The organism is Exiguobacterium sp. SRB7LM (assembly GCF_015712685.1).
GTDB lineage: Bacteria > Bacillota > Bacilli > Exiguobacteriales > Exiguobacteriaceae > Exiguobacterium > Exiguobacterium profundum.
Genome location: NZ_VWVR01000006.1, coordinates 813,816 through 830,794, shown reverse-complemented (window position 1 = coordinate 830,794; position 16,979 = coordinate 813,816). Strand labels below are relative to the sequence as shown.

Sequence of the window (16,979 nt, the reverse complement as noted above, 5' to 3'; positions counted from 1 at the left end):
CTCCTAACGGAGAGACGGCTTTTTCTATTTAATCGATGATGATGGCTTCACCACACCAACGGATACTCGCTTCTAATACGTTCCCTTGGTCATCAATATGCTCGAAACTGAGTTTCCCATCTCGGATGATTTCGCAAAGACCGACTCGGACACGGTCGCTCCAAGCGCGACGCGTCTCATGCGTTTCATCGAACACTGGAATGGCGTCCGGGAAGCGCTCCTCGAGATGTGCTAAATTGTGATGGTCAAAATGATAAGGTCGTTTCGAGAGTTCGTTCGGTGCCTTGATGTCGAACGGTTCAAACCCTCGGACGAGACGATTATTTCGGTAGAAGGCGAACACGCCGTTGTTCGGGTGGAGCACTTTAATGTCATCGATTTCTATTACATAAGTCAGACGTTGAATCCAACCGTTTTTTGCATCCTGATGCATCAAAATCCCTCCTTATTCAATGAACACGCCTTATTTTAGCGCTGACTGAACGTAAAATCAAGTTTCGAATTTAAGTTGTCAACCGTTCAAATTTCAGCTACAATGGTTGAAGTGACTATGAAGTCTGGACAATCGCGGGACGCAAGTCTTGAGGAAAGTCCATGCTCGCACAGCCTGTGATGGCTGTAGTGATCGTGCTACACGAAACGATAAGTGTAGGCAACGCAAGTTGACGGCAGAAGAAACACCTAAGTCCTCGGATATGGTGTCCGCTTCTTGAAAGTGCCACAGTGACGGAGTCTGATCGGAAACGTTCAGAGTGGAACGAGGTAAACCCCACGAGCGAGAAACCCAAACTATGGTAGGGGAACTTCCAGACCGGAATCGAACGGGACGGAGGGCGCTGATGTGCGCAGATAGATGATTGTCACTCCATCGTGCCAGGGAGACCGCTATGAGCACCGGAGTACAGAACATGGCTTACAGGACAACATAGTCTCAACTGACAACGACAAGGAGTTCAAGCACATATACTTGAGCTCCTTTTTTCATGATTTTTTTACAACTTACAAAATGACTGAAAGATATTTATGTAGAAGGAAGGCGATTTAGATGGCAAAACGTAAACTGATTGCGACGGCAGCGATGGGAATCGAGGCACTTGTGGCAAAAGAAGTAAGGGATTTAGGATACACGTGCGAAGTCGAGAACGGACGGATTTATATCGACGCGGAAATGGAAGACATCCCACGTCTGAACATGTGGTTGCGGACAGCAGACCGGGTCAAACTCGTCGTTGCCGAGTTCAAGGCGACAACGTTTACAGAATTGTTTGACGGGGTCGTAGCGTTACCATGGACCGACCTCATGCCGTGGGACGCGGCGTTCACGGTCGACGGACGCTCGGTCAAATCAAAGCTGTTCTCGATTCGTGACTGTCAGAAAATCACGGAGAAGGCGATCGTTGAAGCGATGCAACGCGGCTATCGTAAAGAGGGAGAATGGTTGCCGAAGTCAGGCGCGAAATTCCCAATCGAAGTCGCTCTTTTGAAAGATGTGGCGACCATCACGATCGATACGTCCGGTCCACTTCACCGTCGAGGCTACCGTGAGCTTCATTCGCAAGCTCCACTCAAAGAGACGATGGCAGCGGCGATGATTCAATTGACAAACTGGCGTCCGGACATGCCGTTTTATGACGTATTTACAGGTTCAGGGACGCTCGCCATCGAAGCGGCGATGATTGGACGAAATATCGCGCCGGGTATCAACCGTGAATACTTCGCACAGGATTGGACATGCATCCCGAAAAAAGCCTGGTATGCGGCAATCAATGAAGCGAATGAGAAGGCGGAGTGGGATAAACCGTTAAAAATCTATGGAATCGACTTGGATCCGCGGATGGTGAAACTTGCAAAAGACAATGCGGAACTCGCTGACGTCCGTGATGCGATCACATTCGTCCATAGTGACGCAGCCGCACTGAAGCCGAAAGAAGAGTACGGGGTCATCATCGGAAACCCACCTTATGGGGAACGACTTCAGTCAGAAGAAGAAATCATCGACTTGTACGAACGGATCGGGGAACAATATGCGAAATACCCTGGTTACAGTGTCTATATGTTGACGAGTTATGAAGACTTCGAGAAGGCATACGGGCGCCCGGCGACGAAGCGTCGGAAGCTGTACAACGGAAATATCGAGACGCAATATTACCAGTACTTCGGAAAGCGTCGCCCACGTCCGGACCGTGACGCAAAACCGAAATCAGAATGATGAATCCATGACCGTTCACCTGAGCGGTCATTTTTCTGTTTTCTTAGAACAAACTCACTTGTTTCATCATCCGTGTAACAGGATATACATAACATATGTATAATTAGAGGGGGACAGATGATGGAAAAGTATACAGTCGAATATCAGTTACATGTGAAAGAACAGAACACTCGGACGGTCGAGGTAGAAATGGACCGTGTGCCGGACTTAAATAATCAAGAAGAATTACATGCGGCTTACCAGATTGTATCTGACGCGATTCGTGAACCGATCACAAGTTTTGAGATTGTATCTATTACGTGAGCCCGAGGCAATCGCTTCGGGCTTTCTACATAATATTGGAGGAGTGAGCAAATGAATATTTTAGTAGTGGGCATCGGGGATGTCGCCAAAAAAGCATATCTACCTGTATATGCCGGATTAAAGGACGTTGATGTGTATCTCGTCTCAAGGGATGAACAGAAGTTACACGATATCATCTCGACCTTTCGTTTCAAAGGAGGGTACACAGACCTACACGCCGTGCCGATGACAGAAATCGATGCGGTCATGATTCATTCGACGACAGCTGTTCATTATGAGCAAGCCGAGTATTGTCTACGGCAAGGAAAGCATGTCTTCATCGACAAACCGATCACGTTCACTCTTGGAGAGACGGAACGACTCGTCGCACTTGCTAAAGAGAAAGGCGTCCATCTCGTCACAGGCTTCAATCGCCGATTTGCCACGGCCACACAGGCACTCAAACAAGTCGAAGAAAAAAATATGGTCTTCATTCAAAAGAACAGAACGTATAAACCGGCATCGCTTCGTGAATTTGTGATCGAGGATTTCGTGCATGTCGTCGATACGCTCCGTTATTTGACCGACCTTCAGCCTGTCGAACGTTTACGTGTCACACCTCGATTTGAAGGGGATGTGCTGAAACAAGTGATGATTCATTTCAAGGCAGGGGGAATCGAGGCAATCGGTTGGATGAACCGAGACAACGGTTGCACCGAAGAAGTAATGGAAGTCATGTCACCGACCGTGAAGCGGGTCACACGTGATGTGGAGCGGATTACAGACTATGGACGAGACGGTGTGAAAGAATGGTCACTCGACCCATGGGAGTCGAATTTGAAACGTCGAGGGTTTATCGACCTTGTGGAAGACTTCTTACGTTTACTTCGTGGGGAACCGAACGCCTCCGTTGTCGCGGAAGACAGTCTCGAGACACATCGTCTCTGTGAAGAGATTCTAAAGGAAGTGCGGTGAACATACTGTTTCCGTCATATTCAGACCGGGTAAAAACCCGATAAAAGGAGGCGATTTCGTTGGATATTCGTGAACTGATTATGCAAATCAATGACTATTTATGGTCGTACCTTCTCATCTTCGTATTGATTGCAGGAGGTCTTTATTTTACGATTCGGATGGGGTTCGTTCAATTTCGAATGTTACCGGAAATGTTTAAACTCTTATTCGTGAAAGGAATCAAGCATGAGAAAGGACAGGTCTCATCTTTCCAAGCGTTCGCCATCGGAACGGCTGCTCGTGTCGGTACGGGGAACATCGCCGGCGTATCGACGGCCATTGCCTTAGGAGGTCCCGGGGCAGTATTTTGGATGTGGCTCATCGCCTTGATCGGAGCAGCTTCGGCGTTTGTTGAAAGTACGCTCGCCCAGGTGTATAAAGTGCATGACGGCAAAGCTTGGCGCGGTGGTCCGGCGTACTATATTGAGCGGGCTCTCGGTGCACGCTGGTTAGGCATCGTATTTGCCATTTTGATTACGTTCGCGTTCGGTTTTGCGTTCAACTCCGTCCAGGCAAATACAATCGCACTCTCCGTGAATAACGTATTTGAGATCGATACGGTCTGGGTCGGCATCATCTTGTCCGTTGTCACCGCTATCGTCATCTTCGGTGGGATTCGTTCCATCTCGACCTTATCGGGAATCATCGTACCAATCATGGCGGGCGGTTATATCTTACTCGCTATTTGGGTTGTCCTTACGAATCTTGATGTCGTGCCACAGGTCTTCTCCGCCATCTTCTCTGAAGGTGTCCTCGGTTTCCAACAGTTGTTCGGTGGTGCGGTCGGTGCAGCCGTCCTCCAAGGAATTCGACGTGGTCTCTTCTCGAACGAGGCAGGTATGGGGTCTGCCCCTAACGCCGCAGCTACCGCTGAGGTGAGTCACCCGGTCAAGCAAGGATTGATTCAATCGCTTAGCGTATTCGTTGACACCTTGTTCATCTGTACCGCAACAGCGATGATTGTCCTCATTTCAGGAGTGGAAGGCTCTGAAGCCTTCCAAGGGATTGAGCTTGCCCAAGAGGCGCTTCTCGTTGAAATCGGACCGATTGCGACGACTCTCATGACTGTCGCCATCTTACTTTTTGCCTTCAGTTCGATTTTGGCCAATTATTATTATGGAGAGACGAACATCGAGTTCATATCCGAGAAGAAGCGATATTTGATAATCTATCGGATTGCCGTTGTCGGAATGGTCATGTTCGGTTCGGTACGATCTGCGGGACTCGTCTGGTCGATTGCCGACATCTTTATGGGCTTGATGGCACTCGTCAACATGTATGCGATTTTCCGATTGAGTAAAGTTGCCAAGACGCTCCTCGACGACTATATGGCCCAAAAGAAAGAAGGAAGAGACCCGGAATTCTTTAAAGATGGTGTCGAACTTCCTGGTAAAGAACATATTGAAGCGTGGGAAACAAAAAAAGAAGAAATTAGTTGAAGGATCATCAATCAATGGGACGTCCCTGGCAACAGGGGCTTCCTCTTCATTTTGAACTTATTATTTCAAATACCGCATTATATTATAAAAAGAAAGTAGAGAGTAACGATGAAACAAGTATTTTTGACAATCGTCAAGCGATTTTTTACAGAACGTTTTTTTGATCAAGCGGCCATGTTAGCCTATTATTTCATTTTATCCACGTTCCCGTTCTTATTATTCGTATTAGGGATTGTTGGATTTTTACCGTTTACGAGTGGCGATGTGATTCAAGCGTTATCACTCATCATGCCTGAAGCCAGTTACAAGCTATTAGAAGGGAACATTGAAGCCGTATTCGACAACTCCAAATTGAAATTGGCATCATTCAGTATCTTACCAGCACTCTGGATCTCATCGATGGCCGTACAATCTCTCGTGCGGGCATTGAACGATGCCTACCGGGCTGTTCGTAATAAAGCCTTTTGGAGGGGTGTCTTACAGGATATCGCCATCACCTTGGCGCTCATGTTTGTGTTGCCATTTTCATTGCTCGTCCCTGTGATTGAGACGGCACTTCGAGAAATCTCTTCATACGTGTTGTTCATCGATGAGATTGTCACGACATATGCGCAGATTTGGTTTTACTTCAGATGGATCATCGGAACAGGTCTTCTATTCACTGTATTCGTATTTGTATATAAGTGGTTGCCAAGTGTGTCTGGAACATTTAAAAATAGTTGGGCCGGAGCCGCTTTTGCAACAGTAGGGATTCTGCTTGTCTCGAACGTGTTTAGTTACTATTCACAATTCGCAAACTACGAGCAGTTTTATGGTCAACTCGGTGCATTCATCGTCTTATTGATTTGGTTCTATCTCGCTGCCTCTGTCATCTTGCTTGGTGGGCTGTTGAATGCGACGTTAATCGAGAGGAAAGAAAAACTTCGTTAGACGTGTAATTGCTAGTTATCATTCGAAAGAATAGGGAATGGTATCGTAAGGTCACATCATCTAAGCGGAGGTGGGAAACATGGATATGCAACGGCTCGTACACAATCGTCGTTTCATCGATCAATCATTGTTTTACCTCGCCTTACATCTATGGAAATGGATCCTACTGTTACCTGTTTTGTTCTATTTGGATGTATCGTTCCGACATTCGCCATTCTCTGAATACTTGATTGTCAGTATCATCTTGTATCTCATGTTTCGTGTGATTCAATATGTGATAGCTAGCCGAGCTTCTCTCATGGAATTAGTAGAGTTCGCGTATGGGGTGCTATCACTTGTTCTCGTCTTCTCGTTCATGATGGAAATCGGCGCGCCACCGATCGCTGTCGCAATAGTTGGTGCTGCATACTTGAGCCATCCGATGCTTTCTCTACATCACTATCAAAACTTTTCAGAGCGCAAATGGTTGAACAAACAGTTTCAATTATTTAGCCCAATGCTTCGCCAGGGTGAGGTACCGGTTCACGTCCTCGTGTTGACGGAAGATGAAATTGTGATTACTGTAGAAAGTGGAAAAGAGTTTACGTACCGTCATATTTACTGGGGCGGTTTTTATGTAGAAAATCCTTCCTAAAAGGTGGTTACTCAGTTGTTTAGTGGATTTGATAATGTGATTGTCATCGTATTCTGGATTGCAACATTCATCGCTTTCTTCAAAGGCGCTTATGATATGTGGCGTGAATACCGAACGTCGAAAGAAAAATCAGTATTGTACTTTTTAATCGTACTGATTCTCACATGGTTTTGGTTCAATCCATACGAATTGGTCGCATTGCATCCGTTCGTACTAATGGCGTACTATTGGAACCGAAATCGGTGGATGCGAAACGCAATGTTCGTGTTGGTTCTCGTACCGTTTGTGATTCGTGTCTGGTTAATCGCAGCATCGATGTAAAACAAAAAACTCGGTCCCTTTATAGGGAACCGAGTTTTTGTGTGAATCGTTACTCTTTCTTCGCAGCTGCCAATTCAGCTTCCATTTCACCGAATTCACGGTTGATGCGTTTTTGTTCTTTCTGGCTAGTAAAGTTACTGACAAGCACGATTGCCAACATACTCAAGAAGAAGCCAGGTACCATTTCATAAAGGACTGTCGAAAGTCCAGTGACGATCCAGAGAATGACGGTAATGGCACCGACGAGGATACCAGCGAGGGCACCTTGACGCGTCATCTTGCTCCAGTAAAGTGACAAGAGGATTGCTGGTCCAAATGCAGAACCGAATCCAGCCCATGCATATCCGACGAGTGTGAGGATTGTACTTGATGGGTTGAGTGACATGAGTGTCGCTACAACTCCTACTAGCAAGACACCAACACGTCCGGCAAGGACCATCGTCTTCTCACTTGCATCTTTGTTGAAGAACTTACGATAGAAGTCTTCTGTCAACGCAGATGATGTGACGAGCAATTGCGACGATACCGTCGACATGACCGCAGCAAGGATGGCTGCCAATAAGAAACCAGTGATGAACGGGTGGAACAAGACTTCAGAGAATTGAATGAAGACTGTTTCCGGGTCCCCGAGTGGATTTCCTTGTCCTCGGAAATAAGCGATTCCGACGAACCCTGTCATGACGGCACCGATGATAGATACTGTCATCCAGCTCATCCCAATACGACGAGCCGTTTTCAATGATTTCACATCACGGATTGCCATAAAGCGAACAATGATGTGTGGTTGACCGAAGTAACCAAGTCCCCAAGCGAGGAGACCGATAATCCCGAGTGTCGTCGTCCCTTTAAAGAGGTCGAACAAATCGGCATTGATTGTCGTTGCAGAGTTGACAGCAGTGTCTACTCCACCGATATCTGTTAAAGCGACGAATGGTACGAGCACGAGCGCCAAGAACATGATGACACCTTGTGCGAAGTCCGTCCAACTAACTGCCGTGAATCCACCGAAGAGGGTGTATAAGATGACGACACTAATTGTGACAATGACACCTGTCTGATAATTTAATCCGAATGAGCTTTCAAACAACTTCCCGCCGGATACAAGTCCAGCTGACGTGTAGAACGTGAAGAAGATGATGATGACGGATGCAGAAAGGATCCGTAGCCAGTTCGAGTGATCTCGGAACCGATTCTCTAAGAAGTCTGGAATCGTAATCGAATCGTTCGCCATCTCTGTGAAGACGCGAAGTCGTGGAGCAACTAACAAGTAGTTCAAGTAAGCTCCGATGACCAATCCAACGGCTAACCAAATTGCTGATAGTCCAGTTGCATACATTGCACCCGGTAGTCCCATTAACATCCAACCACTCATATCCGAAGCTCCGGCTGACATGGCTGTAACGCCTGGCCCCATTTTACGGCCACCTAACATATAATCTGATGAATCGGTCGTTCGTTTATACGCAACGTATCCGATAAGAAGCATCATCACGAGATAAAGCGCGATTGATACCCATTCTTGCCATAGCATTGAATTACCTCCTATTAAGTTAAAAGATCTATTTAATCAACTCGTTCGCGATTGTGTGAAGACATCACACAGTTAAAAACAAAAGTTGAAAATGCGAACTTGTGCTTTACCTTACAGAACCTTTGAAATGATTGCAAACTGACACTTTTTCATAAAAATAGCTCTAAAGCCCATTATACCAACGGATGAAGGCTAAAATTTTCAGGTAAAAAGTTTAAATATTCTGAATATTTGAAATGCTAAGGACTTTCCTGTGTAACATGAATGTAATATTTATGGGAAATTTTTCAGAAAACATATTTATAATCATAAGAAAAAGAGCATCTTTGAATGCTCTTTACTTCTTTATTTGAATGCTTTTTCTTCAACGAGTCGCATCGTCGGGAATGTTTGTCCAGACTTCGCCTGCATCGTAACCAAGATATATGTTTCGCTATTATGTTTCATGATGAATACCATGGTATATCCGGATTCGTCCGTATAACCCGTCTTCGTGGCGGTCACAAACTTGGAGTAGTTGACACTTCGTTCATTAACCGATGAACCGAGGTGATACCACCAACGACGTTTGCCGTTACCGTCTTTATCTTTAAATTCGGCTTTAAATTCATAAGTCCCGGCAATTTCAATCAACTCCGGGTATGTACTGAATGCGAAGGCGATTTTAGCCATGTCGTTCGCCGTCGTATAATGATTCGGATCCGAGTAGCCATGCGCATTTACGAAATGCGTTCCAGTCAATCCTAAAACCTTTGCTCGATCATTCATCAATTGAACGAAGGCCTCGGTCGACCCGCTCGTGTATTCCGCAAGGCTGTTCGCAGCATCGTTTCCGGATTCAAGTAGCGTGGCGTAAAGTGCTTGACGAACTGTCAATGTATCCCCGATGGCAAGATGCGCGATATGGCTGTCCCATGGAATATCGAGTGTCGACTGTTGAATCGTAATGATTGGTTGGTCGAGTTCATTCGCTGCAGATGCCTTCTCATAAGCAAGCAGTGCCGTCATCAATTTGGTCGTACTGGCTGGAAACACACGATCATTGGCGTTTTTATCGATTAATATCTCTTGTTTGGTCACATTGACGAAAGTTAGTGCACCAACAGAGATTTCCTCATCCGAAATCATCTTCGTCTCACTCGGACTCCATGAACCCATGTCGATCTCCGGGAAAAGCGGACCTGTCTTCATCGGTTCAGCTTTTGGTGTGGACGCTTCTGCTAATGTCGGTGCTTCTTTATCTTGTTTAAATCCGACCAACGTCGGGATCAGTGCGATGATTCCGAGTAAAACGACCGCGGCAATCATTCTTCGCATGATGTACGTTCTTCTTCGGTGTCTCCTTCTACGGGTCAACAAAAGTCCCTCCTTTTTTGGTTACTCTATAAACATAATAGAAAACGCTCTTTTTTTTCGCTAATAAAATAAAGAACTAGGTCAATGATTGATCGGCGATGAAAGAACTGTGTTTCGGGTATAAGGGTAAAGATGTCACTTTTAGAGAGGAGGATGCGTCATGCATCGTTATCCGTTCACGAACTCCATTTGGCGTCAACATGATACTTGGACGCCGTATCCATCCCTTTCCGTTTCGGAATCGACCGAAGTCGTCGTCATCGGGGCAGGGATTGCGGGACTCGTCTGCGCCTATGAACTCCAAAAGCGAGGGAAACAAGTGACGCTTCTAGAAGCGTTAGAGATTGGACATGGGACGACGGGACATACGACGGCAAAATGTTCCGTTCAACATGGGACGATTTATCATAAGCTCATTCGTCATTTTGATGAGTCCATCGCTCGTTTATATTACGAGTTCAACTCAGAAGCGCTCATCTATCTAAAAAAACAAATTGAAGAAGGGTTTGACTGCGATTACGCGAATGAACAATCGTTTCTTTACTCTAGGGAACCGAACGAAGAACTTACTAAAGAACTGGATGCGTATCGTCGTTTGAAGATTGACGGAGGAGAAGCGACGGAAGAAGTGAGAAAGGCTCTCCCGTTCTCGATCGAGCAGGCGTTGGTGATCCATGACCAAGCTCAATTCCATCCCGTGAAATACTTACGTGAATTAGCGGAACGTTTTGTTCGTCTCGGAGGAAAGATTTATGAAAATTCTAGAGCGACGGAAGTGAGTCAGGGACCACGTCCAGTAGTCACTACATCTAACGGTAGAAGGGTACAGGGAAATCAAGTCGTGATTGCGACCCACTATCCATTCAATGACCTGCGCGGGTTGTACGTGTCGAAGTTTTCAATCGAAAGATCGTATATCGTTGCCTGTGAAGTGGAGAGTCGACCACTCAGAGGGATGTATTTAGAGGTTGGACAGCAAAATCGCTCGTTTCGATCCTATAGTGAAAACGGAAAAAGCTATTTACTAGTTGGAGGTGAGGGGCATACCGCTGGGCAAGTCACAGATACGCGTCTCCGATATGATCGATTGGAGAATGACGCACAGGCACATTTTGGAACGCATCGGGCATCTCATAGGTGGTCGTCCCAAGATCTTATCACCTTAGATGGACTTCCTTACGTAGGGCAAATGTTCAAGAGAGAACCAGATCTCTTTGTGGCGACTGGATTTTCGAAATGGGGGATGACGAACGGAATCGCTGCCGGCACCTTGCTCGCGGACCGACTCACAGGTCATGCGAACCGATTCGTCGAGCTGGTCTCACCGCTCCGTCAAACGGTTAAACCTAGTGATATCAGTGCATTTCTCAAAACAAACTTAGATACTGCCGCTCAATTCACGAAAGGGACAGTAAATCGGATGCTCGAACGAAAAGATGTACAAGACCTGCAGCTAGACGAGGGAGGAATCGTGCAAGTTGATGGGAAGACCAAGGGCGTCTATCGAGATTTGGATAACCAGTGCCATGTCGTCAACCTGACCTGTACGCACCTCGGTTGTACAGTGAAATGGAACAATGCCGAGCGGTCATGGGATTGTCCATGCCACGGCTCTCGTTTCGATGCAAAAGGGGCTGTATTAGAGGGTCCTGCCACAAAACCACTTTCCTACAGTAAGCGAGAAGATTTGTAAACTGGTGTAGGCAAAGGTTGACAGCTATAATAAAGTAGAAAGAGAACAGAATAACACATAGGGGTGAAAGACAGATGGAAGTAACAAAAGAATGGCGTGAACATTTTAAACAACTGCGTGCCTTCGATGAAGCAATCTCTCTCTTATATTGGGACATGCGTACACAAATGCCGGAACAGTCGGCACCGCTCCGAGCAGAGACAATCGGTTATTTGTCGACCGAGGCATTCAAACGACAGACGAGCGAGTCGTTCGCTTCATTACTGGAACGGATGGCGGATGAAGAGAGTCTATCTGACGTTGAAGCGCGTTCACTTGAAGTCGCGAAGACGCAATACGATCGAAATGCCAAGATTCCGCATGATGAGTATCAAGCTTACGTAACGCTCGTCTCAGAAGCTGAGACGGCGTGGGAAAAAGCGAAAGATCAGGATGATTGGGACGCATTCGCGCCATACCTTAAAAAGATTATCGGATTCCAGCAAAAATTTGCGGAATATTTCGGTTATGAGAAACATCCGTACGATGCATTGCTCTATGATTTCGAACCGGGCATGACGGTCGAGCTCTTAGACGAATTGTTCGCCTCGCTCCGAGACGAACTCGTTCCTCTTATTCAGCAGCTACCAAAAGAATCACTCTCTATGGACTGGTCGATGCCGGCGGATGTTCAAGAAACCATTTGTCATGACTGGATGAATGTCGTCGCTTACGACTTATCACGTGGTCGATTGGATGCGACAGTGCATCCGTTCGAAATCACCATCAATCGCCGCGACGTCCGGATTACGACGAAGTATGATGAAGCAGATTTCAGAAATGCACTGTTCGGTACGATGCATGAAGCGGGGCACGCGACGTATGAGCAGCAAATCGACCCGATGCTCGATGAACTCGGACTAGGCGGCGGTGCGTCGATGGGGATTCATGAGTCCCAGTCGCTCTTCTTTGAGAACTTCATCGGACGAAGCGAAGCGTTCTTGCATCGCGTCTATCCGAAACTACAATCGCTTCATCCGACATACGCTGCGATCGACTTCGACACTTTCTATCGAGGTGTGAATGAAGCGAAACCATCTCTTATTCGGATTGAGGCTGACGAATTGACATACAGTCTACACATCATCATCCGCTATGAGCTCGAGAAGGCACTCATACAAGGGACGTTGTCCGTCGATGAGCTTCCTGCAGCATGGAATGAAAAGTATAAAGAATATCTCGGACTCGATGTTCCGTCAAATGCTAAAGGAGTCCTTCAAGACGTCCATTGGGCAGGCGGTTCATTCGGATACTTCCCGAGCTATGCCCTGGGGTTAATTTATGCGGCCCAGTTGACGGAAACGTTGAAATCAGCCCTTCCGGAATTTGAGACGTTGATTGCAGAAGGCGAAATCGAACCAATCAAAGCGTGGCTACAGGAGAACGTTCATCAATATGGAAAACGTCTCACACCGAACGAACTCATTCAACAAGTGACAGGTCAAGCCATTTCGGTCCAACCACTCGTTCGATATTTGACCAAAAAATATCAGACAGTTGCCAAATGAAACGATTTGCACATCGTGGCGTGATGGCACATCGGCCGGAGAATACGATGTCGGCATTCAAGCTCGCACTCGAGGCCGGGGCAGACGGAATCGAGACGGATGTTCACATGACAAAGGACGGTGTCCTCGTTCTCATCCATGACGAGACGCTCGAGCGGACGACTGACGGAAGAGGACAAGTTTCACTCTATACCTATGATGAGCTCAGACAGTTTAATGCTGGAGTACGTCATGGTCTAGAAGAACACATCCCTACGCTCGAGGAGCTGTTCGACCTTGTGAATGAGGAATCGGTCATTTTGAACTTAGAGGTGAAGACGGATGTCCTACGATATGAAGGAATTGAATCTCGCATCATCGATACGATCGAGTCCGCCGGGATTCATGAGTCCCGCATTCTCTTTTCCTCATTCAATCACGAAACCATTCACCGATTGAAACAGATGCGACCGGATATCGAGGCGGCCATTCTGCTTGCACAGCCGCTTTATGACATTTCAGGATATCTTCGATTAGTCGGAGCGGATTCGGTCCATCCGCACATCGATCGCATCACAGACGAAGAAGTACGCTCGTTGCAACATCAAGGGATTCCAATCAGACCATATACGATTAAAACACAACTCCAACTGGAGCGTTGTTTAGCGCTTCAAGTCGATGCCGTCTTTGTCAATGATATCGAATGGGCAAATAAAACCACTTAGTCGCAGACTGAGTGGTTTTATATTTGGGTGGAAGGGAACTACATTTTATGTAAAGGTAGCGCTTTCGTCCGTTAGCATATCGGAGCACATTCAGGGCATAGTGCCCCCTTTACGTCATTGTCGGATTGTCTTAAGTTTAAGATGTCACCGAGCTACATAGCAATCAGATGTAGCACACCATGTAGCACTGCATCACATTTGTTGTATGCAAGTCGTGGGTTACCAAAGATCAAAAGGAGGAAATTTCACATGAAGAAGTTGATGTCTTTACTGGGTACTCTAGCACTGGCTTTCGCTTTCGTCTTACCGGTTAGCGCGGATGGACATGAAAATGCGATGGTCCGTGTGCTACATGCTTCACCTGATGCACCGGCAGTTGACGTGTACGTGGATGGGGAAGTCGCGGTCGAGGGAGCAGAATTCAAGGACCTCACAGACTACTTGACACTTCCTGCAGGGGATTACAACGTTGAAATCAAGCCGGCAGGTGACGCTGAAACAGTCGTCGTCGCAGCAGACCTCTCAATCGAGGCAGGCAAGTTCTATACAGCCGCTGCGATCGGTCAACTTGAAAACATCGAAATCGCTGCAATGGAAGACGATGCAAACTTTGAAGATGGTAAATCTAAAGTTCGTGTCGCTCACTTCGCACCAGATGCACCAGCGGTTGATGTCGCACCTAAAGGTGGCGACCCACTCTTCTCAAACCTCGAGTTCAAAGCAGTAAGTGATTACGGCACACTCGATGCTGGAACGTATGACCTTGAAGTACGCCCGGCTGGAGCGACTGACGTCGTCAAAGCACTTGACGGTGTCGCACTCGAAGGTGGCAAAAACTATACAGCATTCGCAATCGGACTCCTTGAAGGAGAACCAGCGTTTGAAGTCCTTCTCGCCGCTGATGGTGGGGAAATGGCGATGGCTCCTGAAACAGGACAAGGTGGTCTTGCTCAAACAGCTTCAATGAACTGGTTGCTCGCAGCAGCAGTGGTTGGAGCGGCAGCAGCTGGATTCTACGTCTTTCGTCGTCAGAAGCAAGACGCTTAAACTGATTTTCTTAGGAACAATCACATTTCTCGTATGGAGCGCTCAAGCGGAAGCTCCTGACAAACCGTTCGTGATGCCAACGGCTGAATTTGCCGAACCGCAGGTCTTGACCTCGAAGCAGGTAGATCGACAAACGTTTCATTCGAACAGTTTCGTCCCTGCCCGGCTGATCATTCCTTCAATCGATGTTGATACATCGATTGAAGCGGTCGGGAAGGATGAGGCCGGAAGAATGGACACACCGTCTGACGTGAATCAAGTCGGTTGGTATCAATACGGAGCCAAAGCAGGCGCAACGGGGAATGTCGTCCTATCGGGTCATCTAGATGATCTGAATGGTCCAGCTATCTTTGCGAATCTGGATCAACTTCCGATCGGAGAACTGGTGACGCTCCAACGGAAAGACCAAGTCGCAACGTATGAAGTGGTCAGTGTGAAACAGTATCGCCTCGACCAAGTGCCGCTCGCTTCCATTTTTGCGGCGACTCAGTCAAAACGGATTCAATTGATCACTTGTGCAGGACCGTATGACGAGAATCTTGGGTATCGGGACCGGATCGTGGTCACGGCCCACCTGATTGAAACGTAAAGATGAAGAGATGCTGACCGATGGGTCGCATCTCTTTTTTTTCGCAAAAAATAGCCCTTCACCGTTAAGATGAAGGGCTATATTCGGATTAAGCATCCATACGATCTAATAATTTTGAGAGTAAAATGAGTTCGTCATCTGAAAAATCAGTGAAGACATCCATCAAATATTCAATCTTCATGCTCTCTAACGTCTCAAACAACTCACGACCTTCATCCGTTGCCTGAAGTTCAACGACACGACGGTCACGCTCGCTGCGTTCGCGAGAGATCAACCCTTTTTTCGTCAACTCATCGGCAAGCGCAGTGATCATCGAAGCTGAAAATTGAAACTCATTTGACAGAGCAGAGGCGATTTGAGGACTCTGTTGACAAAGAGAACGTAGAATGAAGAATTCATTGCGGGTTAAATACTGTGAGAACATCGAACGGAGATTTTTTTTCACTCCACGATAGTTCATCCGGATTCCACGTTCAGCGTCTGCGACGAGCTGTCGACGTGAAGCGGTCTGTACGGGTGTTGTCATCCTCGAAACTACCTCCTAGCGATAATATTATTCATATATACTTCAGAACATAGAAACATTCTACATTAAAAACATGTTGTCTGTAAAGTTATAGGGGCTCGTCTTTTGCCCGAATTTGCTGAATGATGTCTTCATAATGTTTCAAGTCCGGATAGAACCGTCTAAAGAAAAATTCAATCTGCGGATCGTCGCCTTCCGCCAACAATTTAGCGAGAACGGCATAGACGACCCCCATGCCTTGTCTCGGTAACAGAGAAGATGGCAACAAGGTTGCACATTGGACGGCTTGAGTATAGTAAGTCGAAAGTGTGTCATTCAAATCTTTGAACGTACGGATATCGGCGTAATGGAACATTCTCGTCAACTCGACGATGGCAGAGAGGTCCGTCTCGAGTAGCCATTCGCTCTGGAAGATCGCGTTGTCTAGTTTCTCGACCGTTTGATCATTCGCAATATAATAGTTGAGATTATCTCGGGTAATGGCCACTTTTTCAGGAGAGTCAAGAATCTGTTCGACCGTTTCTTGTTCGAATGTTCGCAACTGTTTTCGAATGTTCACGAACTCGGAGTCGGCAATCTCCAATAGACCAGCGACCCGGCTGAAACTTCTTTTGATTTCAGGAGGAACGGCATTCGGATTTTTGTAACCGAGGTCGTGTTCAATCTCGGCCCATGCGTGTTGTAGGATCGAGCGGACTTGAATTTCCGCCTCTTTTTCTGCAAAACGGCGATATTCACCGAGAGCAAGTCGCTTCTCACTTAATTCCACGACATAATGGACAGACAGATATCCGAACTCATTGGAGTCGAGCAACGTCGACTTATCGATGGACTGTTCACGGTCGATGGTGAATTCATCTTCTAAAATTTGCGCAACGGTGCGTACGTCGTCATGAAAGTATGTCACGATCCGTATCCCGGCCAAGTCTTGTACGTCACGTAAGGAACGATATTGATAAGGCTTACGTGAGAGTTTGGCATATAGACTGTCCGCTTCTTTGGCACGGGCGACGATTGAATGGAACTGGATGCCGGCTTCTGTCAACAATTCACTGAGGAGCGCTTTCAGCTTTGTGGCAAACGCTTCATAGTCTTCTTTCTCATTCAAATATTCAAGCATGATTGTATTTAAGTCTTGTTTTGGCACAGAACTCACT

17 protein-coding genes and 1 other RNA gene are annotated in these 16,979 nt (G+C 46.7%); 13 read left to right on the top strand and 5 right to left on the bottom strand.

Translation table 11 applies throughout. The features are described from left to right. Window positions 1-28 precede the first annotated feature (28 nt). A complete protein-coding gene (locus F3H97_RS05045) occupies window positions 29-433 on the bottom strand; it encodes a hypothetical protein (protein ID WP_196430763.1) in 405 nt (134 codons plus the stop codon). A gap of 120 nt (window positions 434-553) precedes the next feature. Here F3H97_RS05045 and rnpB point away from each other — a divergent pair. The 8 genes from rnpB (at window position 554) to F3H97_RS05005 (ending at window position 6,829) form a co-directional block, all read left to right on the top strand. Continuing rightward, an RNA gene (gene rnpB / locus F3H97_RS05040) (RNase P RNA component class B) lies at window positions 554-921 on the top strand. Between the two features lie 124 nt (window positions 922-1,045). Then, complete coding sequence (locus tag F3H97_RS05035; protein WP_074036970.1) at window positions 1,046-2,209, top strand: THUMP domain-containing class I SAM-dependent RNA methyltransferase; 1,164 nt, start codon at window positions 1,046-1,048, stop codon at window positions 2,207-2,209. A 120-nt stretch (window positions 2,210-2,329) separates the two neighbouring features. Next, window positions 2,330-2,512 (top strand): hypothetical protein, encoded by a 183-nt coding sequence (locus F3H97_RS05030; RefSeq protein ID WP_230872813.1) that lies wholly within the window; start codon window positions 2,330-2,332, stop codon window positions 2,510-2,512. Window positions 2,513-2,563: 51 nt separating this feature from the next. Further along, entirely contained in the window at window positions 2,564-3,466 is a 903-nt protein-coding gene (locus F3H97_RS05025; RefSeq protein ID WP_196430762.1) for a Gfo/Idh/MocA family protein, read from the top strand. A 59-nt stretch (window positions 3,467-3,525) separates the two neighbouring features. Continuing rightward, complete coding sequence (locus tag F3H97_RS05020; protein WP_196430761.1) at window positions 3,526-4,944, top strand: alanine/glycine:cation symporter family protein; 1,419 nt, start codon at window positions 3,526-3,528, stop codon at window positions 4,942-4,944. A 108-nt stretch (window positions 4,945-5,052) separates the two neighbouring features. Continuing rightward, window positions 5,053-5,874: a YihY/virulence factor BrkB family protein gene (locus F3H97_RS05015; protein WP_196430760.1), complete on the top strand. Its 822-nt coding sequence runs from the start codon at window positions 5,053-5,055 to the stop codon at window positions 5,872-5,874. 79 nt (window positions 5,875-5,953) lie between these two features. Further along, window positions 5,954-6,508: a hypothetical protein gene (locus tag F3H97_RS05010; RefSeq protein WP_074036974.1), complete on the top strand. Its 555-nt coding sequence runs from the start codon at window positions 5,954-5,956 to the stop codon at window positions 6,506-6,508. A gap of 15 nt (window positions 6,509-6,523) precedes the next feature. Next, a complete protein-coding gene (locus tag F3H97_RS05005) occupies window positions 6,524-6,829 on the top strand; it encodes a hypothetical protein (RefSeq protein ID WP_078146956.1) in 306 nt (101 codons plus the stop codon). Window positions 6,830-6,878: 49 nt separating this feature from the next. On the opposite strand, the gene putP is transcribed toward F3H97_RS05005, so the two are convergent. After that, complete coding sequence (putP, locus tag F3H97_RS05000; protein WP_078146955.1) at window positions 6,879-8,360, bottom strand: sodium/proline symporter PutP; 1,482 nt, start codon at window positions 8,358-8,360, stop codon at window positions 6,879-6,881. A gap of 345 nt (window positions 8,361-8,705) precedes the next feature. Then, window positions 8,706-9,677 (bottom strand): D-alanyl-D-alanine carboxypeptidase family protein, encoded by a 972-nt coding sequence (locus tag F3H97_RS04995; RefSeq protein WP_230872812.1) that lies wholly within the window; start codon window positions 9,675-9,677, stop codon window positions 8,706-8,708. Window positions 9,678-9,876: 199 nt separating this feature from the next. Between F3H97_RS04995 and F3H97_RS04990 the strand changes: the two genes are divergently transcribed. The 5 genes from F3H97_RS04990 to F3H97_RS04970 all read left to right on the top strand — a co-directional run bounded on the left by F3H97_RS04990 (window position 9,877) and on the right by F3H97_RS04970 (window position 15,296). Next, a complete protein-coding gene (locus tag F3H97_RS04990; RefSeq protein ID WP_196430758.1) occupies window positions 9,877-11,409 on the top strand; it encodes an FAD-dependent oxidoreductase in 1,533 nt (510 codons plus the stop codon). A gap of 74 nt (window positions 11,410-11,483) precedes the next feature. Continuing rightward, entirely contained in the window at window positions 11,484-12,956 is a 1,473-nt protein-coding gene (locus tag F3H97_RS04985) for a carboxypeptidase M32 (RefSeq protein WP_196430757.1), read from the top strand. Then, window positions 12,953-13,660, top strand: a complete 708-nt coding sequence (locus F3H97_RS04980; RefSeq protein WP_196430756.1) for a glycerophosphodiester phosphodiesterase — start codon at window positions 12,953-12,955, stop codon at window positions 13,658-13,660. Before F3H97_RS04985 ends, F3H97_RS04980 begins: the two co-directional genes overlap by 4 nt. A 249-nt stretch (window positions 13,661-13,909) precedes the next feature. Next, on the top strand, window positions 13,910-14,707 hold the full coding sequence (locus tag F3H97_RS04975; RefSeq protein WP_012726359.1) for a DUF4397 domain-containing protein: 798 nt from the start codon (window positions 13,910-13,912) through the stop codon (window positions 14,705-14,707). Further along, complete coding sequence (locus tag F3H97_RS04970) at window positions 14,652-15,296, top strand: class F sortase (RefSeq protein WP_230872811.1); 645 nt, start codon at window positions 14,652-14,654, stop codon at window positions 15,294-15,296. The genes F3H97_RS04975 and F3H97_RS04970 overlap by 56 nt, the downstream gene beginning before the upstream one ends. A gap of 88 nt (window positions 15,297-15,384) precedes the next feature. On the opposite strand, the gene F3H97_RS04965 is transcribed toward F3H97_RS04970, so the two are convergent. Together F3H97_RS04965 and F3H97_RS04960 are read right to left on the bottom strand one after the other, a co-directional pair. Continuing rightward, complete coding sequence (locus tag F3H97_RS04965; protein ID WP_012726357.1) at window positions 15,385-15,822, bottom strand: MarR family winged helix-turn-helix transcriptional regulator; 438 nt, start codon at window positions 15,820-15,822, stop codon at window positions 15,385-15,387. An 88-nt stretch (window positions 15,823-15,910) separates the two neighbouring features. Continuing rightward, complete coding sequence (locus F3H97_RS04960; RefSeq protein WP_224861169.1) at window positions 15,911-16,969, bottom strand: GTP pyrophosphokinase; 1,059 nt, start codon at window positions 16,967-16,969, stop codon at window positions 15,911-15,913. Between the last annotated feature and the right edge of the window lie 10 nt (window positions 16,970-16,979).